The organism is Embleya scabrispora DSM 41855, assembly GCF_000372745.1.
Taxonomy (GTDB): domain Bacteria; phylum Actinomycetota; class Actinomycetes; order Streptomycetales; family Streptomycetaceae; genus Embleya; species Embleya scabrispora.
The window spans coordinates 43291-64061 of record NZ_KB889651.1 but is presented as its reverse complement, the minus strand read 5'-3'; the positions used below and the strand labels follow the sequence as shown (position 1 = coordinate 64061).

16 protein-coding genes are annotated in these 20771 nt (G+C 72.4%); 6 read left to right on the top strand and 10 right to left on the bottom strand.

Going from position 1 to position 20771, the window contains the following annotated elements; all coding sequences use genetic code 11:
• Positions 1-22 precede the first annotated feature (22 nt).
• From A3IC_RS0115730 to A3IC_RS0115720, 3 genes are all read right to left on the bottom strand, one after another.
• Positions 23-682: a hypothetical protein gene (locus A3IC_RS0115730; RefSeq protein WP_020551002.1), complete on the bottom strand. Its 660-nt coding sequence runs from the start codon at positions 680-682 to the stop codon at positions 23-25.
• Positions 679-1101, bottom strand: a complete 423-nt coding sequence (locus tag A3IC_RS0115725; RefSeq protein WP_020551001.1) for a hypothetical protein — start codon at positions 1099-1101, stop codon at positions 679-681. Before A3IC_RS0115725 ends, A3IC_RS0115730 begins: the two co-directional genes overlap by 4 nt.
• Positions 1102-1178: 77 nt before the next feature.
• Positions 1179-2963 (bottom strand): PHP domain-containing protein, encoded by a 1785-nt coding sequence (locus A3IC_RS0115720; RefSeq protein WP_020551000.1) that lies wholly within the window; start codon positions 2961-2963, stop codon positions 1179-1181.
• Between the two features lie 622 nt (positions 2964-3585).
• Between A3IC_RS0115720 and A3IC_RS70100 the strand changes: the two genes are divergently transcribed.
• Positions 3586-4005 (top strand): hypothetical protein, encoded by a 420-nt coding sequence (locus tag A3IC_RS70100; RefSeq protein ID WP_020550999.1) that lies wholly within the window; start codon positions 3586-3588, stop codon positions 4003-4005.
• A 194-nt stretch (positions 4006-4199) separates the two neighbouring features.
• Here A3IC_RS70100 and fusA read toward each other — a convergent pair whose 3' ends face one another.
• Both fusA and A3IC_RS0115700 read right to left on the bottom strand, forming a co-directional pair.
• Positions 4200-6320 (bottom strand): elongation factor G, encoded by a 2121-nt coding sequence (fusA, locus tag A3IC_RS0115710; protein WP_020550998.1) that lies wholly within the window; start codon positions 6318-6320, stop codon positions 4200-4202.
• Between the two features lie 839 nt (positions 6321-7159).
• Positions 7160-8410, bottom strand: a complete 1251-nt coding sequence (locus tag A3IC_RS0115700) for an MFS transporter (protein ID WP_020550996.1) — start codon at positions 8408-8410, stop codon at positions 7160-7162.
• A 130-nt stretch (positions 8411-8540) separates the two neighbouring features.
• On the opposite strand from A3IC_RS0115700, the gene A3IC_RS0115695 reads away from it, so the two are divergent.
• Entirely contained in the window at positions 8541-9452 is a 912-nt protein-coding gene (locus tag A3IC_RS0115695; protein WP_020550995.1) for a winged helix-turn-helix transcriptional regulator, read from the top strand.
• A 247-nt stretch (positions 9453-9699) separates the two neighbouring features.
• The gene (locus A3IC_RS0115690; protein ID WP_321184143.1) at positions 9700-10167 is read left to right on the top strand and encodes a hypothetical protein; all 468 of its coding nucleotides are present in this window, start codon (positions 9700-9702) and stop codon (positions 10165-10167) included.
• A gap of 80 nt (positions 10168-10247) precedes the next feature.
• Here A3IC_RS0115690 and A3IC_RS0115685 read toward each other — a convergent pair whose 3' ends face one another.
• The 3 genes from A3IC_RS0115685 to A3IC_RS0115675 all read right to left on the bottom strand — a co-directional run bounded on the left by A3IC_RS0115685 (position 10248) and on the right by A3IC_RS0115675 (position 15949).
• Positions 10248-11051, bottom strand: coding sequence for an IclR family transcriptional regulator (locus tag A3IC_RS0115685; protein ID WP_026218303.1), 804 nt, complete (start codon positions 11049-11051; stop codon positions 10248-10250).
• A 134-nt stretch (positions 11052-11185) separates the two neighbouring features.
• Entirely contained in the window at positions 11186-13342 is a 2157-nt protein-coding gene (locus A3IC_RS0115680) for a SpoIIE family protein phosphatase (protein ID WP_020550992.1), read from the bottom strand.
• 42 nt (positions 13343-13384) lie between these two features.
• Positions 13385-15949, bottom strand: coding sequence for a SpoIIE family protein phosphatase (locus tag A3IC_RS0115675; RefSeq protein WP_020550991.1), 2565 nt, complete (start codon positions 15947-15949; stop codon positions 13385-13387).
• Positions 15950-16300: 351 nt separating this feature from the next.
• Between A3IC_RS0115675 and A3IC_RS54700 the strand changes: the two genes are divergently transcribed.
• A complete protein-coding gene (locus A3IC_RS54700) occupies positions 16301-16927 on the top strand; it encodes a hypothetical protein (protein WP_158695965.1) in 627 nt (208 codons plus the stop codon).
• Complete coding sequence (locus A3IC_RS0115665; RefSeq protein ID WP_052173510.1) at positions 16914-17588, top strand: class F sortase; 675 nt, start codon at positions 16914-16916, stop codon at positions 17586-17588. Before A3IC_RS54700 ends, A3IC_RS0115665 begins: the two co-directional genes overlap by 14 nt.
• Positions 17589-17724: 136 nt before the next feature.
• Here the strand turns inward: A3IC_RS0115665 and A3IC_RS0115660 are convergent, their stop codons facing one another.
• A complete protein-coding gene (locus tag A3IC_RS0115660) occupies positions 17725-18672 on the bottom strand; it encodes an NAD-dependent epimerase/dehydratase family protein (RefSeq protein WP_020550988.1) in 948 nt (315 codons plus the stop codon).
• Positions 18673-18774: 102 nt separating this feature from the next.
• Between A3IC_RS0115660 and A3IC_RS54695 the strand changes: the two genes are divergently transcribed.
• Positions 18775-19392: a TetR/AcrR family transcriptional regulator gene (locus tag A3IC_RS54695; RefSeq protein ID WP_158695964.1), complete on the top strand. Its 618-nt coding sequence runs from the start codon at positions 18775-18777 to the stop codon at positions 19390-19392.
• A gap of 95 nt (positions 19393-19487) precedes the next feature.
• Here A3IC_RS54695 and A3IC_RS0115650 read toward each other — a convergent pair whose 3' ends face one another.
• Positions 19488-20735 (bottom strand): FAD-dependent oxidoreductase, encoded by a 1248-nt coding sequence (locus A3IC_RS0115650; protein ID WP_020550986.1) that lies wholly within the window; start codon positions 20733-20735, stop codon positions 19488-19490.
• Positions 20736-20771: the final 36 nt, after the last annotated feature.

Below are 20771 nucleotides of genomic sequence, written 5' to 3'. Positions count from 1 at the left end.
AGCCCGCGCCGGCTCGGACCGTTCAGTCGTCCGCGGCCGACCAGAACATGCCGACCTCGTCATCGGAGACGACCACGAGTCCGATACAGCCGCCGCCCAGGCCGACCAGGTCGTTGTAGCACTGGACGAAATCGTGATCGCGGGCCGCGAGCGGGGTGGGACTGTCGTTGACGTAGTACCGGGCGCGGCGACCGAAGCGGTCGAGCAACGTCTCCGCGGCCCGGATCGCCCGCTCGTCCTCGCGGGTTTCCATGTCCCAACACGACGTCCTGAGGCATTGCGCCGCCGCCATCCAACCCACCTCGTCGAGTTGGGGCAGGAGGGCGTGGCCCTCGGTGACGCGGAACTCGATCCAATCGACGGCCATGTTCGCCCATCCGCGAGGATCCGAGTCGTACTCCGTGGTCGCGAACCAACCGTCCGGCGCGGCCTCGTACCGACGCGGTTCGAACCGCTCCAGGTTGTGACGCCGCATCATCTCCGCGGCGACGCGAGCCCAGGCCCGATTGTCGGGAACATCGGCGATGTGGAACGGGTACGTCTCCGGAAGGTTGAACGCGTACGTGCGCCAGGGACTTCGTCGCGGTCCCCGCGGCGCGACGCGGACCACCTTGAGGTGTCTGCGGAGTTCGCCCAACGCGGCGGCCCAGGCCGCGGCCTCGGGCGTCGATGTCGTGCTCATGAACCCGAAACGACCATCACACGCCGCCCGTTCCCATCGGTGGTGACACGGCCGACCCGGTCGTCCGGACCCCGGGCCGCCGAAGCCGCCTGCGGCGGCGTGCACGCGTCCGCCGTGGACGCGTCCGCAGTCGGGGCATCCGCCGTCGATGCGTGCGGCTTCGGGTCGCGGATCAGGATCAGCGCGAGTGCGGAGGCGGCCAGGACGCAGGCGGCGCCGGCCCAGAACAGGGCCGACATCGCGCTGGTGAATGCCTCGCGGGCGGTGTCGGCCAGGGCGTGCTCGCCGGAGGCGTCGGCCAGGGCGAGCGCGTCGGAGATCGACTGCCTGGCCTGCTCGGGCGCCGAGTCGGGCATCGCGCCGGTGTAGGTGCCGGAGAGGATGCTGCCCAGTACGGCCACACCGAGCGCGGTCCGCACCAGGGCCCGGCTCGTGGCCGAGGCCGAGGTCGAAGGGCGAGTGCCCCGACCCCGGCCTCGGCCGTATCGCGCGTGGGTCAGTTGTCCCCGTGCGAGCCCTTGACGTCGACGAAGATCGGGTTGCTGTAGAACCAGATGTCGCGCCACGGGTCGCCGTCGTTGTTCGGGTGCTGGATCGGGCCGGCCGGGTCGACGCCGGCGCCGAACGGGCCCACGCCGTGCCGGTTTCCGTCGCTGCCCCGCAGGCGGACGTAGTACGGCTTGTTCCGGCGCGGCAGTTGCACCTTCAGGGTGTAGGTGCCGGTGCGGCCGGACACGTCGATGCGCTTGCTCACGCGCGTGTCCGGGGCCTGCCACGAGTCCGCGTCGCGGGACTTGCCGGTGACCGTTCCGGTGATCACGTCCACGTGCGCGAGGCGGGGCACCTCGCCGTGGTAGTTGGGCCGGTTGGCGGTGGTGATCCGGATGTAGAGGGTGGCGCTGCGGTTGGCCGCCAGCGGCAGTCGGCCGCCCAGGGTGACCGGCTCGCTGTGGCCGTTGTCCGCGACCATCCACACGTCCAGGCCGTCCAACAGTTGGCCGTGGTCCACCCACACCCGCCCGGCCCGCAGGCCGGCCATCACGTCGCGGTAGCCGAAGCGCTCGACGCCCACGTGGGTGCGGCTGAACTGACCCGGCCAGAAGTCGCTGCCGGGCTGCGGGACCCCGGTGTCCACGGGCAGCGGCTTGGAGCCCAGGTCGTCGAAGCCCTTGCCGGGCGGGTAGGCGCCGTCCGCGTGGGTGTCGAACATGGTGCGGTGGTTGTCCGAGTTCGAGGTGACCGACCACAGCCGGCCCTCGGCGAGCAGCGCGTCCCACATGCCGCCGACCGTCGCGGTCATCCAGTCGAAGCCGCCGTGCGTGCGGTAGGTCTCGATCGGGTACCTGGGCCAGCTCTGCGGGGACGGCGCGTTCTGGTACTCGCCGCGCTGGAAGGTGCCCGGCCCCGACTGGCCTTCGCGGTACTTCACCCAGGCCGGATCGGCGTTGGCCTGCGAACCCGGCGCGCCCTCGAAACCGAGGAAGATCGAGGGGTCCGCGTCCTGCCACGCGCGCAGCTCGTGCGGCGAGACGATGCCCAGCCGACTGGGGTGGTTGGCCAGCACCAGGACGTCCTCGACAAAGCCCTCGCGCCTGCGCTGACCGAGCCAGCGGATCGCCTCCACCGCCTTGGCCTCGTTGGCGGCGGTGGCCGGGTCGCCGACGGCGCCCACGTCGAACTTGTTGAGCTTGGCATCGAAGGTCAGCTCGAATCGGCGCAGCAGTTCCACCTCGTTGCGGCCGGGCGCGACCATGACGGTCGCGTGCTCGGCGGCGGGGACGTACCACTCCAGGCCCTGGAAGATCAGCACCCGGGGGTTCTCCTGGCGTGCCTTGAGGATCTCCGCGTGCTCGCGCTCCGCGCCGCCGGCGTTGGCGTGGCCGAAGTTGGCGTGCTCGGTGTAGACGATCCAGTCCAGGCCGAACTGCCGCCCCTGCGCCGCTGATTGGGCGAAGCCGTACTTCGCGTCGTGGCTGTAGACCGTGTGCACGTGGTGGTCGCCCACCAGGTAGACGAACTTGGCGGGCGGGCCGTCCTGGCCCGGTCGCGAACTCGCCTGCACCGCGTCGTCGGATTCGGCCGCCGCGGCCGAACCGGCACCCACCGCGCCGAGCGCCGACGCGCCGAGGAAGCCGGCGCCGAACAGGCCGGCCCGACCGATCAGGCCGCGCCGGGACACGCCCTGCGCGTCGAGCCGGTCCTCGGCCACCTCCGGGTCCGCCCATTCGGGCAACTGCGGAGTGGGGTGGTCGGGTCGGTGCGTGTGGTGCTCGGTCGCCATGTGCGTTCCTCCGGTCGGGGGCGTCGGCGGATGCCGCCGCAGACGCTATGGGCCGTAGGTGGCGAATGGGCGACATCCGCCCCCCGCGCACATGACGGGCACAATGATCTTGAGGTGTTCGGGCATCGGCCGGCATCGACCGGATTTCGCCGCTCAGCCGGCCCGAAGCCGCGGATCGGGCGCCGGGCCGGCAGCAGGGCCAGGCCGGCGGCGCCGACGTGGGTGTGGAAGAACGCCTGGGCCCACCGCGGTCGGTCCGCGTAGTTCGCGGCGATGTCGCGGTCGTCCGAGGCCGGTTCCGTCAGGGTGTCGGTCAGGTAGGGAAGCGGCGCGAGCACCGCGATGGCCAGGGCGCTCAGGGCCGGCCACCAGACCCCGACCGTGCGTCGTCGGGTCGAGCCGTGCGTCACCGCTGTCATCTCCGGGCGTCCTTTCCCCGCGTGCCGGCGACGCGCTGCCCGCGCGCCGGCGACGCTCTCTCGCTGCGTGCCGGCAACGCTAGGAAGCCCGGGGTGTTCCGCTCGCCCCTCGTGACGGGGGAACCGCCTCCCTCCTGCGAGGGAGGTGTGTCTCCGCCGAGGGGAGGTGGACCGACCCGGGCGGTGCCGGTGCAGGATGGGCCATGCGCAATTCCGACGCCTGGCTGACCCTGGGATTCGTGGTCGCGGCGGCCTCGGTGACCCTGCTCGCGCCCGCCGGTCCGCCCTACCACGCGTTGGACGTGGTGGGTGTCGGGCTCGCGGTCGGGTCCGCGCTGTGCCTGCTCTGGCGCAGGGTCGCGCCGATCCCGGTGGTCTTCGCCACGTCGGCGCTGGTGGTGGTCAACGCGGCGGCGGGCTACGCCACCACGGTGACCCGGTGGCCGGCCTGGATCTCGTTGTTCACCCTGTTCTCGCTACGGGGTGCGACCGCCCGGATCATCGGATCGATGCACGTCAAGCACGTGCCGGCCAAGCTGGACGTGCGCGACCGCACCCAGGCGGTGGTGTGGGCCTACCGGACCGGGTTCGCCTACCGCGGTGCCCTGCCCGTCCCGGACTGAGCCGGCCGATCGCGCACCGGCTCGGCCGCGGCCGGATCCCGAACGCGGCCGCGTCCGCCGTCGCCGCGCCCGACGAAGCCGTGTTCGCCCGCCGCGCCGGGAGGCGGGTCTCCCGCCGCGTCGATCGCGACGGGAGACCCCTTCGGGGGGCGGAATCCCGCATGTCGAGCGGAACCCCGCGCCCCCGTCGGCGACTACGCGGCGCCCGCCTTGGCCAGGATCGCCTCCGCGACGTGCCCGGGCACCGGGGCGTACGCGGCGAACTCCATCGTGTAGCTCGCCCGACCCGAGGTCCGGCCGCGCAGGTCGCCCACGTAGCCGAACATCTCGGCGAGCGGCACCAGCGCCGTGACCACCTTGGCGCCGGAGCGTTCGGTCATCGTGGCGACCTGCCCGCGCCGGGCGTTGAGGTTGCCGATGACCTCACCCAGGTAGTCCTCGGGCGTGGTCACCTCGACCGCCATCGTCGGTTCGAGCAGCGCCGGCGACGCGAGCCGCGCGGCCTCCTTGAAGGCCAGCGAACCGGCGATCCGGAAGGCCATCTCGGACGAGTCGACGTCGTGGAAGTCGCCGTCGAGCAGGGTGACCCGAAGGCCGGTGAGCGGGTAGCCGGCCAGCACCCCGAACTCCATCGCCGCTCGGCAGCCCGCGTCCACCGACGGGATGTACTCCTTCGGGACGCGCCCGCCGGTGATCTTGTCGACGAACTCGTAGCCCTCTCCCTCCAGTGGTTCGATCGCGATCCGGACCTTGGCGTACTGGCCCTTGCCGCCGGTCTGCTTGCGATAGGTGTAGTCGTGCCCGGGCACCGCCGCGCGCACCGTCTCGCGGTAGGCGACCCGGGGCCGGCCGACGTCGGCCGCGACGTCGAACTCCAGCCGCATCCGGTCGACCAGCACCTCCAGGTGCAGTTCGCCCATGCCCGACACGATGGTCTGGCCGGTCTCCCGATCGGTCTTGACCCGGAAGGACGGGTCCTCCTCGGCCAGGCGCTGGATGGCGACGCCCAGTTTCTCCTGGTCCGCCCGGGACCTGGGTTCGATGGCCACCTCCAGCACCGGGGTCGGGAAGTCCATCGATTCCAGGATCACCGGGTGCGCCGAATCGCACAGCGTCTCGCCGGTGGTGGTCTGCCGCAGCCCCATCACCGCGACGATGTCGCCGGCGCCCACGGACGCGATCTCCTCTCGTTTGTCGGCGTGCACGCGGTAGATCTTGCCGACGCGTTCCTTGCGGCCCTTGACCGGATTCTGCACCTGGTCGCCGGCGGCGAGTCGGCCCGAGTACACCCGGATGAAGGTCAGCTTGCCCAGGTGCGGATCACTGGCGATCTTGAACGCCAGTGCCGCGAGCGGCTGTTCGTCCGACGGCCGGCGCCGGACCTCGGTCTGTGGCGCGTCGACCGCGTGACCCACGATCGCGTCTACGTCCAGCGGTGACGGCAGGTAGCGCACGACGGCGTCGAGCAGTGGCTGAACTCCCTTGTTCTTGAAAGCGGTTCCGCACAGAACGGGGGTTACGGTGCGGCCTTCGTCGAGACCGGACGCGATGGTGACCCGGCGGATCGCGGCGTGCAACTGTGCCTCGGTGGGCTCCTCGCCCGCCAGGTACAGCTCCAACATCGCCTCGTCGTGTTCGGCCACGGTCTCCAGCAGCCGGCCACGCCAGGCGAGCGCGGTCGCCAGGTGCGCGGCCGGGATCTCGGCGTCCTCGTACGCCTCGCCGAGTCCGCTCTCGGCGGACCACAGCAGGGCCCGCATACGGACCAGGTCGACCACACCGCGGAAGTCCGCCTCGGCGCCGATCGGCAACTGCACGACCAGGGCCACCGCGCCCAGTCGTTCGCCGATCATCTCGACGCACCGATGGAACTCGGCGCCGGTGCGGTCGAGTTTGTTGACGAAGCAGATCCGGGGCACCCGGTAGCGGTCCGCCTGCCGCCACACCGTCTCGGACTGCGGCTCGACCCCGGCGACCCCGTCGAATACGGTCACCGCGCCGTCGAGCACGCGCAGGCAGCGTTCCACCTCGACGGTGAAGTCGACATGGCCGGGTGTGTCGATGAGGTTGATCCGATGGCTCACCCCGTCCAGGGTCCAGTCGCAGGTGATCGCGGCGGAGGTGATGGTGATGCCGCGATCGCGCTCCTGCGGCATCCAGTCCGTCGTGGTGGTGCCGTTGTGGACTTCGCCGATCCGGTGCGAGACGCCCGTGTAGAACAGGATCCGCTCGGTCGTGGTGGTCTTGCCGGCGTCGATGTGGGCCATGATCCCGATGTTGCGGATGCCGGCGAGGTCGCGGGCGGTTGTGGTCATGACGGGGTCTTCTCTCCTGCTGGATGGGATGGATGGTGACGAATCCGGGCAGCCGCCATCGACCCGTCGCCCCGCCGAGTCGGCCCGGCGCGCGGCAGGGCCGCGTGCGGTGGGTGAACGGCACGGTGGGAGAGGGGTTTCGTCGGATGGCCGGCATGCCGGGGCGCGGTGGCCGCCGGGACCGGTGCGCGCGCTACCGGACACACCCCATCGACCCATGGACGCGCCGCGCACGCGTCGGTCGGCGACGCCGGACGCCGGTGTGCGGGCGTGGCGGTGTGCCGGACCGGTGCGGCGCGGGGCGCGGCATGGTCGGTCGATGGAGGATCAGGATGCGGGCGCCGGCGGAGCCGGTACGGACCGGGCTCGGCGCGGGGCGGCGGCCTTCGGGTCGGCTCGGAGGCGACTGTTCGGCCGGGGGCCGGCGGGTGCGACGACCATGGTCGTCGCACCGCCTACCGGTGGCGGTTCAGCCGCGAGGCGACCCGGAGCGATCGGGCCAACGGCCCTTCCACGGCTCCCGGTTCGTCGTCGGATGCGCGCTCCGCGGGCGGTTGCCGAACGCGTGGCGCGGCTCACCGATCCGCTTGCGGGTCACATCCATGCGCCCAAGGTAGATCAAGAACTCGGGTGCGGTCACCTGGTTTCCCGATGCGGACGGGAGAGTCGGCGCGGGAGCCGAAATCGGTTCGGCCGGCGGGGGTTGACGAGGGGCACGGGGCCGGTTAGGGAGCCCGGCGACTTCGACGCCGGCGCCGACCCCGCTCCCGGCATCGACCCCGATCCCGGCCCGGTGCCGGACCCGGCTCCGACCGCGGCCATGCGGCCCGGCCGCGCGGTCAGGTCAGTTCCCGCCGCGTGCGGATCGGGCTCGCCCACAGCACGAGAGGGGCCAGGAAGGCGATCCCGGACAGCGTGCCCAGGGCGCCTCGGTTGCCCAGCCAGGTCGCGGTCAGCCCGGCGGCCAGCGCGCCGATCGGGATCGCGCCCCAGGACACGAACCGGACCGTGGCCATCACCCGGGGCAGCAGGTCCGGCGGGGTCACCGTCTGCCGGTGGGTGCGGGTGAGGATGCTGAGCACCACGACCCCGGCGCCGAAGCCCGCGTTCGCCACGGCGAAGACCAACAGCCCGAGACCGTGGCCGGCCGCCGACACGAACCCGAGCGCGACGGCGGCGAAGAGCGAGGCCCCCAGCAGGGCGCGGGCACTGCCCACCCGGGCGACCAGGCGCGGAGTCAGCGCCGCGGCGAGCAGGCTGCCCACCCCCTCGGAGGCGATCAGCACGCCCACCAGCGCGGCCGGTGCGTCCAGGGTGCGGACCAGGAACGCCGGGGCGAGCGCCAGCAGCGCGCCGCAGGCGAAGTTGACGGTGGTCGCCGCGGCCACGCACGGGCGGATCACCGGGTGCCGGCGCACGTAGCGCAGCCCCTCGGAGATCAGCGCGGACACCGAGGGCCCGGTGGTGGGCGGCGCCGATCGGGCGGGCCGCGGCAGGCCGCGCAACAGCACCGCGGACACCAGGTAGCTGACCGCGTCCACCAGCAGCCCGTTCGCGGCGCCGCACAGTTGCACCAGCACACCGCCCAGCGACGGCCCGCCGAGCTGGGTGGCCGAGACGGAGCCCGAGGTGAGGCTGTTGCGGGCGGTCAACTCCTCCTTGCTCACGATCGACGGCAGCAGCGTCGCGTTGCCCACGTCGAAGACCACGCTCGCCAGGCCGACCACGAAGGCGACCACGATCAACTGCCACAGGCGCAGCACGTCCAGGGCCCACGCGAGCGGGACGGACGCGACCGCGACGGCCCGCAGCACATCCATCGCGACCTGGGTGCCGCGCAGCGGCAGTCGCTGCACGATCACCCCGGCCGGCAGCCCGATCAGGATCCACGCGGTGTATTGCGCGACGGTGATCAGGCTGACCTGAAGGCTGCTCGCGTGCAGGCCCTGGAGCGCCACCAGCGGCAAGGCGACGGCGGTCACCGCGTCGCCGGCGTGGCTGATGGTCGAGGCGGTCCAGTAGCGCCGGAAGGCGCCGGTCGTGCGAGGGGTCCCGGTGGTTGCGCCGGTCTCGCGCGTCGTTTCGCTCATCTGCGTCCCCGAGATGCGTGGCCCGCCGGGCGGTCCGGCCGGGGCCGTCGGACGAGCGAGTGAGTAACCAATGAGTAACCAATGGAAACTCACTATAGTGGGCGGGTCGAACCAGGCAAGGCGAGGTCACATGCGATACACGGATCTGACGGACGCCGATTGCGCCATCACCCAGGCGCTCGGCATCGTCGGCGACTGGTGGACCCTGCTGCTGATCCGCGATGTCGCGGCGGGCGTGCACCAGTTCGGCGCGCTGCACGAGCAGGTCGGGATCAGCCGCAAGGTGCTGGCCCAACGGCTGAAGGCGCTGGTGGACCACGGGGTGCTGGAGAAGCGGCTCTACCACCCGCACCCGCCGCGTTACGAGTACCACCTCACCGCGTCCGGTCGCGGTCTGCTCCCGGTCCTGGTCGCACTGCAGAACTGGGGCTCGCGGCACGTCCTGGGCGACGGCACGCTCACCGCCACGGGGGAATCCGACTCGGCCGAGGCACGTCAGGCGCACGCCCTGGTCGGTACCCGGCTGCCCGTTCTGACCCTGCGCACCACCGCCGACGCGCGCGTCGACCCGGTCGCGGACACCGCGTGGACGGTGCTGTACTGCTTCCCCGGCGCGTACGCACCCGGCCTCCAGGGATACCCGCCCGGCTGGGACGAGATCCCCGGCGCGCCCGGCTGCACGCTGGAATCGTGCACCTACCGCGACCGGCTGGACCGGTTCACCGACCGCGGCGCCTCCGTATTCGGCGTGAGCACCCAACGCCCGGACCAATTGGCCTCGTTCGCCGCGCACGCGAACATCCCGTTCCCGCTGCTCTCGGACGCCGACCTGGAACTGACCGCAGCGCTGCGGCTGCCCACGTTCCGGGCGGCCGGCGTGGACCGGCTCAAGCGACTGACCCTGCTCCTGGACGACACCCGTACCATCTGCGGCGTGCTCTACCCGCTCCCGGATCCGGCCGGCTCCGTGGAGGACGCGCTCACCCTGATCGACACCCGCTCGACCCGGGCGACGCGCGGCGAGCAACCGGTCGATCGGTAGGACATCCGGACTCGCCCGCAGCTGGCACCCGCGGCCCTGCGCCGCGCTCGTCGCGTGGGGCGGCCTTGCCCAACGCGGGCGACTTCGGCGAAATCGGCGTGTTCGGGGGCGGATGTGGGCAACAATGCGCCCAACGGCGGGCCCGCGACGACGGACTCGGCGACGACGCGGTTCGGGGTGGGCGATGCGCGTCGGTCGGCCCGCCTCGACGGCCACAACTGCGGGGGTCGGTGTGGAGGCAGAGCTGATGACGTTGGCGGCATCGGGCGCGACCACGATGGTCGGACTGATGGTGTCGGAGTCCTGGGCGCAGGCCCGGGCCCGGATCGCCGCCCTGTTCGGCCGTGGCGACCCGGCCCAGGGGAGCGCGGTCGAACGCGAACTGGAGTCCTCCCAACGCGAGTTGTCCGTCGCCCGGGAAGCCGGCGACGACCTGGTGATCGCGGACGTCGAGGCGGAATGGCGCACCCGGCTGCGCCGCCTGCTTCGCGCCGATCCGGTGGCGGCGGCGGAACTGCGCGCGCTGCTCGACGAGTTGGCCCCATTGGTGCCGGATCAGGCAGCGGGTGCGGTGCACAACACGATCAGTGGCGGAACCCAGCACGGCCCGGTCGTCCAGGGACGGGACTTCACCGGCCTGACCTTCGGCTCGCCCGGCACCGCGCCACCGCCACCGGCCGACCCGGCCTCGGGGGGTCCCGAGTCGCGTCGCTGAGCGCGCACCGCGATCCGCCCTGCGGCGGCGGCCCGGCCGACGGCCGGCCCGCGCCGGGCGACCGTCCATACCGCGTCGCCCTACAGGCCCATCCGGGCCACCTGAACGGACAGTTCGGTGGCCGAGGCGACCACCGCCGCCACGTAGTTCGGTACCTGCTCGTCGGGCACCCGGTGGGACAGCGCCGCGATGCTCACCGCCGCCACGACGTCGCCGTCCTCGCGGCGCACCGGGGCGCCGATGCCGAGCACGTCCGGGTCGAGTTCGCCACGCGCCACCGCGTAGCCCCGGGTGCGGATCTCGGCGAGTCGGGCGCGCAACCGCTCGGGGTCGGTCACGGTGGCGTCGGTGAAGCGGGCGAGCGGGCGTGCCAGCAGACGGTCGAGTTCGGCGTGGTCGGCCCAGGCCAACAGGGTCAAGGCGGCGGCGCCGGCGTTGACCGGCAGCACCTGTCCGCGTTCGTAGGACAGTCGCAACGTGTGCACGGCCTCCTCGCGTTCGAGGCAGACCACCGCGTCGCCGGCCCGGCGGGTCAGCAGCACCGGCTGGCCGACCGCGCGGGCCAGCGTGCGCATCACCGGACGGGCCAGCTCGGACAGACCGACTCCCTTGCGGGCCAACCGGGCCAGATCCAACACCCGGGGCCCGAGCCGAAATCCGGAGCCGGCGTCGTTCTCCTCCAGAAACCCGTTGGAGGTCAGGCTCTGTAGATAGCGGTACGCGGTGGAGCGGGCGACGCCCAGGTGTTCGGCGACCTGGGTCGCGGACAGCGCGAGTCGGTCGTCGCCGAACAGCAGGAGGATGTCCAAGGCGCGGTCCGCAGTGGAGTTGCGCCCGCGATATCCCTGGCCACTTCCTGATTCGCGGGGGATGGTTCCTGACATGCGAAAAACCGTAGCAGGGGTTGCGGCGATGCAATGGAGCGCCGGCGGCGCGTCGCCCGGTCCCGGGCCGATGAAGACCGGCCGGAGGGCGACCATCGGCGTGTGGGTGTACCGGGCCCGCGGCGCCGCCGGGCTCACAACGGTCCCGGCAACAACTGCTCCGCCCAGATCGTCTTGCCGTCACCGGTGTAGCGGGTGCCCCAGCGCTGGGTGAACTGGGCGACCAGGAACAACCCGCGCCCGCCCTCGTCCGAGGTGCGCGCGTGGCGCAGCCGGGGGCTGGTGCTGGTGGCGTCGGACACCTCGCAGATCAGCGTGTCGTCGCGGATCAGCCGTAGTCGGATCGGCCCGGACGCGTACCGGATCGCGTTGGTGACCAGCTCGCTGATCACCAGCTCGGTGGTGAACGCGATGTCGTCCAGCCCCCACCCGGCGAGTTGTCGGCCGACCAGCGTACGGGCCTCGGACACGATCGCCGGATCGGCGGGCAGGTCCCAGGACACCACCTTCGAGGAGTCCAGGGTGCGGGTACGGGCGATCAGCAGGGCCACGTCGTCCGGCGGCGGATTGTGCGCCAGCGTCGCCAGTACCGAGCGGCACAGCTCGTCCAGGGGCCGGTCCGGCTCGGCGAGCGAGGTGCGCAGCCGGTCCATCCCGAAGTCGACGTCCCGATCGCGCGTCTCGACCAGGCCGTCGGTGTAGAGCACCAGCAGGCTGCCCTCGGGCAGTTCGAACTCGGCCGACTCGAACGGCAGACCGCCCAGACCCAGCGGCGGCCCGGCGGGCAGGTCGAGGAACTCCACAGCGCCGCCGGGGCGCACCAGGGCCGGCGGCGGGTGCCCGGCGCGGGCGAACGTGCACAGCCGGCTGACCGGGTCGTACACCGCGTACAGGCAACTGGCGCCCAGTGCGGTGGTGTCCACGCCGCCCTCACCGATGCCCTCCTCGTCGACGAACCGGATGACCAGGTCGTCGAGATGGGCGAGCAACTCGTCCGGCGGCATGTCCAGGTCGGCCAGGGTGTGCACGGACGCGCGCAGCCGGCCCATCGTGGCCGCGGCGTGCGTGCCGTGTCCGGCCACGTCGCCGACCACCAGCGCGACCCGGGCGCCGGACAGCGGGATCACGTCGAACCAGTCGCCGCCGACCCCGGCCCGGTCGTCGGCGGGCAGGTAGCGACTGGCCACCTCGACCGCGGTCTGCCGAGGCAGGCCGTGCGGCAGCAGGCTGCGTTGCAGGGCCAGCGCGGCGGCGTGCTCGTGGGTGAAGCGGCGCGCGTTGTCGATGGAGACCGCGGCGCGCGAGACGAACTCCTCGGCCAGGATCAGGTCGTCGCCCTCGAACGGGTCCGGGGTGTCCCGACGGAAGAAGTGCGCCACGCCCAGGATCGTGCCGCGCGCCCGGATCGGGACCACCATCATCGAGTGCAGGCCCACCGTGCGGGTGCGCTCCGAGGACACCTTGTCCTCGGCCAGCCAGGGCAGGATCGCCGGGTCCAGGACCGGTTCCAGGACCGCCTTGCCGTCGACCAGGCAGCGTGCGCCGGGGGAGTTGGGGGCGACCGGGGCGGGCTCGCCGATGCTGGCGATCGACTCGGCCGGGTCGGCGCCCACCGTACTGTCGCGGCCCTCGCGCGCCGAGCGCTGGCCGAGCCGGATCAACTCCGGATTGTCCCGGCGGACCGGGCCGGGTGCGGGCTCGACTCCGCCGAGCACCGGTTCCAGCAGGTCGACCGCGGCGAAGTCGGCCAGGTCGGGAACGGCGACGTCGGCGAGTTCCTGCGCGGTGCGCGCCACGTCCAGGGTGGTGCCGATCCGGGCCCCGATGTCGCTGAGCAGCGCGAGCCGCTGCCGGGCCCGCCAGCGGTCGGTGACGTCGATGACGAGATAGCACACCCCCGCCGGCGCCCCCGTGCTGTCGTCGAGCCGGAAGAACGAGGTGGAATAGGCGTGCACGTGGTCCGGGTCGCTCGCGGTGCGGCCCTGGTATTCGTGGTCGATCAGCGGGACCCCGGTCTCCAGCACCTGGCTCATCATCGCCTCGATGGTCTCGGCCGGCAGGCCGGGCAACACCTCGGTGAGCCGTCGTCCCAGCCGCAGCGCACGCGGAATCCCACCGCTGCGTTCGAGCTGGTCGTTCAGCCACACGCAGCGCAGATCGCGGTCGACCACCGCCATGCCGATGGGTGCCCGGTTGAGCAGGTGGTCGAGCATCGCCCGGTCCGCACCCCAGGGCACGGAGGACGCGTCGGTACCGGTGTCGCCGGCACCGTCGGTGTTGGGTGTACCCATCGCGCCCTCCTCCTCCTCATTCCATGGTCGCGCGTTTGCCGCTCAGCGCAGATCGGCCGATGGCTCCGCGCCCGGCGCCGGTCCGGGGGTCTTCGGCGGAGCGGCACCGGCAACCGGCCGCCGGGTCAGCAGTACGGCCACGTCGTCGGCCCGCTCGGTCAATCGGCCCGCGTCGAGCAACATCCGATCGGCGAGCTCGGCCAGGCTCGCGTCGGGGGCCTGCGACAACGACGCGCGCATCCGGTCGATGCCCCGGTCCAGGTCGGCGCCGACCTCCTCGACGAGGCCGTCGGTGTACAGGGCCAGGACCGAGCCCGCCTCCAGGGCCAAACGGGTCACCGGGTATTCGGCTGCCGGGTCGACCCCGAGCAGGGTGCCGCCGGCCACGTCCAGCACCGCGGTCCGCCCGTCCGGACCGCGCAGCAGTGGTGGCGGGTGGCCCGCGCGAACCGCCGCGGCCGTGCCGGTGGCCGGGTCCAGTTCGATGTAGCAGCAACTGGCGAACAGGCCCGGATCCAGGTCGGCGAGCAGCCGGTTGGTGCACCGCACCACCTCGTCGGGGCGCTGTCCACCGGTGGCGAATGCCCGCACGGCGCTCCGCAGTTGGCCCATGGTGCCGGCGGCGGCCACGCTGTGCCCCTCGACGTCGCCGATCACCAGGCCGACCCCGCGCCCGGTGTCGATCACGTCGTACCAGTCGCCGCCGATCTCCATGCCCTGGGTGCCCGGCAGATAGCGGGCCACCACCTCCAGATCGGGCATTTTCGGCAGTCGGTGCGGGAGCAGCGCGTGCTGTAGGCCGCGGGCGAGGGCGAATTCCGTGTCGTAGAGCCGGGCCCGTTCCAGCGCCTGGGCGATCAGGCCGCTGAGCGCGGTGAGCACCGAGCGCTCCTCGGGGGTGAACACGTGGTTCCGGTCGAAGCCGAGGATGCAGCTGCCCACCGACCGGTCCGAGGCGATCAGCGGCAAAAACGCCCACGCGGACATCTCGTCGAGCGCGATGCCCGGGTACGCCGTGGCCAGCTCCTCGGCCGATTCGAAGAAGATCGGCACGCCGTGGGTGAGCGCCTCGACGCCGGGCAGCGAGGCATCCAGCGGGACGCCCTCGAACCGGTCCAGGAATCCCTCGGGGTAACCGGTCTGCAGGGCAAGGAAGAAGCGTTTGTCCCGGACGACGTAGATCGCCAACTCCCGGCCGCCGAACGCGGGCAGGATCTGGTCGGCGACCACCTCGCACACCTCGCCGACCGACACGGCCTCGGTGAGCGCGCCGGCCATCTGGAGCACGTGGTAGATCGCCCCGAGCCGGGGTGGTTCGGCCTCGGTGCGGACGGGGTCGGTTTCGGCCGGGTGAGCGCCGGCGCCGGGCGGCGGGCCCACCGGGACCACCTTGCCGGTCAGCCCGTACGGGTCGGGGTAGAGCGAGAACGCCAGCCAGCGGTCGCGCGGGGTGCGGGCCAGGAACGAGCCCGGCTGCTGGGAGAGCATCGCCGCCCGGTAGCGGTCCTCGTAGGACGGGTCGGCCAGCCACGGCAGAGCCTCCCAGGGGGTCCGGCCCAGCACGTCCTCCAGCCGCACGCCGAGCAGGTCCGCCAGGTTGCGGCTGGCGTAGGTGATCCGCCCTCCCGGGTCGAGCGAGAAGACGCCGTCGCGCAGCCGCTCCACCGCCTCTGCGGCGGCGGCCCCGGCGCCCAGGTCCAGCACCGCGCCCACCAGGTGCCGCGACCGGTCGCCGGAATCCTCATGGGGAACCCGGCCCCACACCTCCAGCGGCTGGCCGGCCCCGTCGGGCCCGGCCACCTGGAGCCGCCAGGCGAGCACCCGGCCGGTCGCCACCGCCTGCCGCGCGGCGTCGCGGAACTCCTGCCCGCCGCCGGAGAGCACCCGGGCGGCCAGGGTCGTCGCGCGGCGATCGAACCCGGCCGGGTCGACTCCGAACAGCTCGCACAATTCCTCGTCCGCGTCGAAGTCGCCGGTGGCCACGTTCCAGTCGAACAGGCCCACTCGGATCAGCGGGAACGTGTTCGCGGGCAGCAGGGTCACCGTGGGCGGGCCGTCGTAGTCCACGGGCGTGCCGCGAGCGAGCCGTGCGCCGAGCGCGTTGCCCAGGCGCTGGGTCGCCGCGCGCAGGCTGCGCCGCCGCGAGGGGGGCAGGCCGCGTCCGGGGGAAGCGGGCCACATCACACACACCACGCCGAACGTCTCGCTGCCCGAGCGAACCGGTGCCGAGGCGGACGCGTAGGCGTAGGGCATGCCCAGGGCCAACTGCGGGAAGCGCCGCATGGTGTCGCCGTCGTCGGCGAGGAAGACGGTGCGGCCGGTGCGGTATGCCTCCGGTGCGGGCAGCGCGCCGGTCACCGGGACCCGGCTCCACGGCCCGAGCAGGGACAGGGCCAATCCGGCCACCTTGGCCAGGACCAGCGAGCGCCGATCGGGTGAGCGCAGGTAGACCACCCCGGCGTAGGCCCCGGTGCCGCGTACGGCGCTGTCCAGGCACGCGGAACAGTCGGCCAGGATCGCGTCGCGTTCCTGGTCGACGTCGGCCTCGCTTCGTACCGCACGAAGTGGACCGGGCCCGGCACCGGGCCGGGGCGCCACGCCGGTCATGGGCGCCACCCACGTCCGGGTACCGGGCGTCTTCGTACCGTGCGGCGGGGCGGCCGCTCCGCTGCTTGCGCGCACATATGTCTCGGATTACGCCTGCCCGGACCCGATGTCAAACCGGTGGATTCACCAGCGGATCCGGCATATCACCATATCGGGCCGTTCGAGATGTCATCCGGCCCGGTCGCCGTGGGCAGGACGGCTGTTTTTGCCACGTATTGCGACATGCGGGTGAATCCGAGGTGGGGCGGTGTGTGTCGCCATCGTGGCGACGGACGTGGGAGGCACCGTCGCAATATCGCATCTTCAGGTGATGTGATCGCCGTCATTCGTCCTCTCCGTGGAGTGCCCATCGTGATGCCATCCCCGTGCCACAGTCCGTCCAACCGATCCCGGCGGCTGACCGTCGCGGCGATCGCGCTGGGTGCCGCCACGCTCGCCGGTACCGGTATGGCGCACGCGCTGCCGACGACGCCGGGGGACCACGGCGATGTGAAGGTGCACGTGAGCACCGCGTCGCCGACGGACCGGAGCAACGATCCCAAGGTGTGCCTGTTCAACCTGACCGCGCTCGACTTCGACATGCTCCAGTCGCTCACCTATACGATCGCCGCGCAGCCGGCGACCAGTGACGGGGCCGCGCTGGGCGGGACCATCCCCCTCGTGGGCGGGACCGGTCGCACCCCGAACCTGTCGTTGCCCAACGGGCAGTACAAGCTGGTGTGGACCTTCGCGGGTGAGCAGGGGGCCGGCAAGCAGAAGGTCTTCAACGTCGATTGCCCCGCCGGTACGGTCACCGGTGGCACCACCCGTGGTGCCAGGTCCGGGCAGCCGATGGGCAGCGTCAACGCCGGTGGCGGCGGTTCGCACGTCGACGCGGGAGAGGTGACGGCCGGCGTGCTGGTCGTGGGCGTGGCGCTCGGCGGCTTCGGCTTCCACCTCGCTCGGCGTCGTCGTGCCGCGGGCGATGGGACGAGCTGAGCCCGCGCCGGCTCAGCGCACGCGTGGCCGCGGCCCGTTCGCGGCCGGGGCGACCGCGTTGGCGGTGGCCGTCGGGCTGTGGCTGGTCCAGCACGGTTCCGGAGACGGCGCGGTCGAGCGGCCGCCGGCTCCCGTCGGGGCCGAGGCGTCGGCCCACGTCCGGACCCCCAACGACGCATCGCACCGGGTGGACGCCGCGCCGCTGACGGCGTCGGCGCCGACTCGGATCAGGATCCCGGCGATCGGTGTCGACGCGCCGATGAGCGCCCTCGGCACCGGCCCGGACCGGCGGCTGGCCACGCCGCCGGTGGGCAACAAGAACCTGGTCGGTTGGTATCGCGACGGCGTCGCCCCCGGCGCGCGCGGAAACGCGATCACGGTCGGTCACGCGGACACCCGCTCGGGCCCGGCCGTGTTCTTCAAACTGGGCCTGCTGCGGTCGGGTGACCGGATCGAGGTGAAGCGGCGGGACCGCCGCACGGCGGTCTTCACGATCGACGCGGTCCGGTCCTATCCGAAGGACGCCTTTCCCGACGACGTGGTCTACGGGGCGACCAGGGCCGCGGAATTGCGGGTGATCACCTGTGGTGGTCGATACGACAAGCACACCGGATACGCCGCGAATGTCGTGGTCTTCGCGCATCTGACGGGCAGCCGGTAGGGCTGCCGGACCCGTCCGCGATGCCGACCCGCGCCCGTCTTCGCGCGGGGCGGGACCGGCGCGGGAGTGCACACCCGGCGGGCCCGCCCGGGCCCGTCGGTGTCGCGGTCGGGGAAGGCGGCCGGGCACGGTCGGTTCAGGCGCGCGCGCCCCGGAACCAGGCGACGGTGGCGGCGATCGCCTCGGCGTGTGAGGTCGCGGGGAGTGGGCCGAAGGTTTCGGTGAACCGGCCGGCGTCGACCACGAAGGGGCGGTCGCGCTGGTACCAGGTCTCGCCCAGGGCGCGCACGGTCGGGTTCACCAGGCCGAGCACGCGTTGCAGGGTCCGGCCCACCGCGGCGGACCTGCCCGGGGAGCCCAATTCCGCGAAGAGCATGTCCAGGAACTGTCGTCCGGTCACCGGCTCGGCGGTGGGGATGTGCCACGCGTGCCCGTCCGCGCGGGCGTCCTCGCCGAGCACCACGAGCCCCTTGGCGAAGTCGGGCAGGTAGCTGAACGAGTGCGGCTGGTCCAACGGCCCCACCCAGCGGGCGACCTTGCCCTGGACCGCCGCGCCGAAAACGGTCTCCCCGACAGTGCTGTTCACCCCGCGGGGGCCGTAGTAGTCGGACGCCCGGCCGAGCGCCACCCGCAACTCGCCGGCCTCGTGCGCGGCCAGCAGCGAGCGGGCCATCCCGGCTCGCACCCGGCCTTTGGGAAAGCCGGCCGCGTAGGGCATGTCCTCGGTCATCGGCGCGCTCACCGGCCCGTACATGTACAGGTTGTCCGCGAACACCAGCTTGGCGCCGGCCGCCGCCGCGCCCCGGCGGATCGCGTCGGTCATCGGCGGGAACTCGCTCGCCCACCGGGTGTAGGCCGGAGCCGCGCAGTGGTAGACGACGGCGCCGCCGGCACAGGCCGCGGCGGCCCCGTCGGCCGTGGTGACGTCGCCCCGATGGACCTCGACGCCGTCGGGCGCGGTCGGGACGCCGTTGCGGTTGACCGCGCGCACCCGCCGGCCACGCGCGACGAGTTCGTCGACGACGGCGCCGCCGACCGCGCCGCCGGCGCCGAGAACCACGTGCAGATCGGATCCGGTGGACATGAGGACTCCCCGTGGTGGTCCTCCCTGTGACGCGTGTCCCGACCCGGGGAGGGTGATTTTGGATACGGCGTTATGAAACAGCGTTGCGATACTGTTGTCAACATGGGACGGCCACGCACGCGCGATTGGGATGAACTCCGCCGGGAGTTGCTGGAGGCAGCCGGGCGGTTGCTTGCGCAGGAGGGTCCGCAGGCGTTGAGCACTCGACGGGTCGCCCACGAGGTGGGCACCTCGACGACCGCCGTGTACAACCTCTTCCAGGACAAGGCCGGGTTGCTGCGGGCGATGTTCCTGGACGGATTCGCGGCCCTGGAGGAGCGGTTCGCCGACGTGCCGGTCGACGGCGACCCGGAGGCCGACCTGCTCGCGCTGGGCTACGCCTACCGGGCCGCGGCGCGCGCGAACCCGCATCGCTACGACCTGATGTTCGGCCGGCCGATCGCCGACTTCCTCCCGAGCGAGGCGGATCTGGCCCGGATCCAGGGCACCTTCGACACCCTGGTGCGGGCGGTCGCCCGCTGCGTGGCCTGCGGCCGGTTCGCGCCGACCGACCCGTACGACACCGCCACCCACCTGAGCGCCCTGGTGCACGGGCTGGCCAGTCTGGAACTGCGCGGCGCGCTGGGCGAGGAGGAGCGGGCCGAGCACCAGTGGCGGGTCGCGCTGGAGGCGGCGTGCCGGGGCCATCGCGCGGTGACGTGGACCGCCGTGCCGGGGTGACGGCGGCGGGACGGGCCGGGTCGGGGCGACGTCGTGCCGGAAGGGGCCCGGCGCGACTTCTCGAACCGCATCGGCGGCGCCGACGACGTGGGCGCCTACCCGTTGTCGAGATCCGGATATTCCGGGAGTCGCCAGTCGCCGCCTCGGTCCTCCTTCGCGTGGCGCGCGACGAGTTCCGGGAGGCGCAGGAAGCAGGCCACCGCGGCGGCGGAGTGAAAGGCGTCGATGGCCCACCTGCTTCCGGGCATGGCCAGTCGCAAAAGACGCGGCTTGACCGTGGCCTGGATCTCGTCGACGAAGGGCCGCAACGTGGTGTCGTAGTCCGCCAGGGCCCTGGGCAGATCGTGCGGATGCCGGTTGATCTCGCCGGCCAGGACGTAGGCGCCGACCAAGCCGCCGGAGACCCCCATGCCGCTGAAGGGTGAAGCGCAGTGTGCGGCGTCCCCGACCAGGACCACCCGCCCCTTCGACCAGGTGTCCGTGCACACCTGCACGACCTCCTGGGAGTAGAAGTCGTCGGCCGTCCGCATGCCTTCGAGGAAGCGCTCGGTCTGCCATCCCGCGTCGCGGAACCTGTCGGACCAGAACTTCTTCCGGCGCTCGATCGGCTCTCGGTGGACGGCTGAGGCTTCCTCGGACTCCTCCCGCAGTATGAAGTAGACCTGAGTCTCGGCCGGGTTGTGACTCCTGCGCATGATCATCCGGCCGGGGGCGTGGTAGGTGTCCCGGATGTTGGTGTCCGTCGCGATGCGTGGGATGAACCAGTAGGCCATGTGGATGCCCACTCGCCGGTAGGGATCCGCAGTACCGGGCGGCAGGATGGCCCGCCGGAGGCGTGATCCCTGCCCGTCCGCGCCGACCAGGAGATCGAACTCGCCGGAAGTGCCGTTCGAGAAGTGGGCGACCACTCGCTTCTCGTCCTGCTCGAAACGGTCCACGCTCACGCCGAAGACGTGCTCCACGTCCTCCTTCGTCGCGTCGTGGAGCACGCGCACCAGGTCACCGCGCATGATCTCGTACTCGGAGGTCAGGGTCTGCCGGCCTCGGCCGGAGGTGTTGGCCATGATCGTCGCCCTCGCCTTGCCGCGAGCGTTCACCAGGGCGACGCCGGCTTCGTCCACGAGCTTGCTCCCGACGACGTCGAGCAGACCCATGCGCCGTACCGCGTCGATGCCCTGGCCTCGAAGGTCGACTTGGGCGCCCGTGGCCCGCAGTGCCGGGAAACGTTCGACGACGGTCACCCGGTGACCGCCTCGGGCGAGCCAGTAGGCCGCGGCCTCGCCCGCGATCCCGCCGCCGCAGATGAGGACCCTCAAGGACGGAATTCCGGCTGCGCGTGTCATGGCAGCACCCACTTTCTATCGGTGATAGGTGGATTT

Coding starts and splice junctions, on each gene's coding strand:
- A3IC_RS0115660 (WP_020550988.1), bottom strand. CDS start 18,672: ATGTCCACCGGATCCGATCTGCACGTGGTTCTCGGCGCCGGCGGCGCG.
- A3IC_RS0115730 (WP_020551002.1), bottom strand. CDS start 682: ATGAGCACGACATCGACGCCCGAGGCCGCGGCCTGGGCCGCCGCGTTG.
- A3IC_RS0115685 (WP_026218303.1), bottom strand. CDS start 11,051: ATGTCAGGAACCATCCCCCGCGAATCAGGAAGTGGCCAGGGATATCGC.
- A3IC_RS54695 (WP_158695964.1), top strand. CDS start 18,775: ATGGGACGGCCACGCACGCGCGATTGGGATGAACTCCGCCGGGAGTTG.
- A3IC_RS0115650 (WP_020550986.1), bottom strand. CDS start 20,735: ATGACACGCGCAGCCGGAATTCCGTCCTTGAGGGTCCTCATCTGCGGC.
- A3IC_RS70100 (WP_020550999.1), top strand. CDS start 3,586: ATGCGCAATTCCGACGCCTGGCTGACCCTGGGATTCGTGGTCGCGGCG.
- A3IC_RS0115720 (WP_020551000.1), bottom strand. CDS start 2,963: ATGGCGACCGAGCACCACACGCACCGACCCGACCACCCCACTCCGCAG.
- A3IC_RS0115665 (WP_052173510.1), top strand. CDS start 16,914: ATGGGACGAGCTGAGCCCGCGCCGGCTCAGCGCACGCGTGGCCGCGGC.
- A3IC_RS0115700 (WP_020550996.1), bottom strand. CDS start 8,410: ATGAGCGAAACGACGCGCGAGACCGGCGCAACCACCGGGACCCCTCGC.
- A3IC_RS0115690 (WP_321184143.1), top strand. CDS start 9,700: ATGACGTTGGCGGCATCGGGCGCGACCACGATGGTCGGACTGATGGTG.
- A3IC_RS0115680 (WP_020550992.1), bottom strand. CDS start 13,342: ATGGGTACACCCAACACCGACGGTGCCGGCGACACCGGTACCGACGCG.
- fusA (WP_020550998.1), bottom strand. CDS start 6,320: ATGACCACAACCGCCCGCGACCTCGCCGGCATCCGCAACATCGGGATC.
- A3IC_RS0115675 (WP_020550991.1), bottom strand. CDS start 15,949: ATGACCGGCGTGGCGCCCCGGCCCGGTGCCGGGCCCGGTCCACTTCGT.
- A3IC_RS0115695 (WP_020550995.1), top strand. CDS start 8,541: ATGCGATACACGGATCTGACGGACGCCGATTGCGCCATCACCCAGGCG.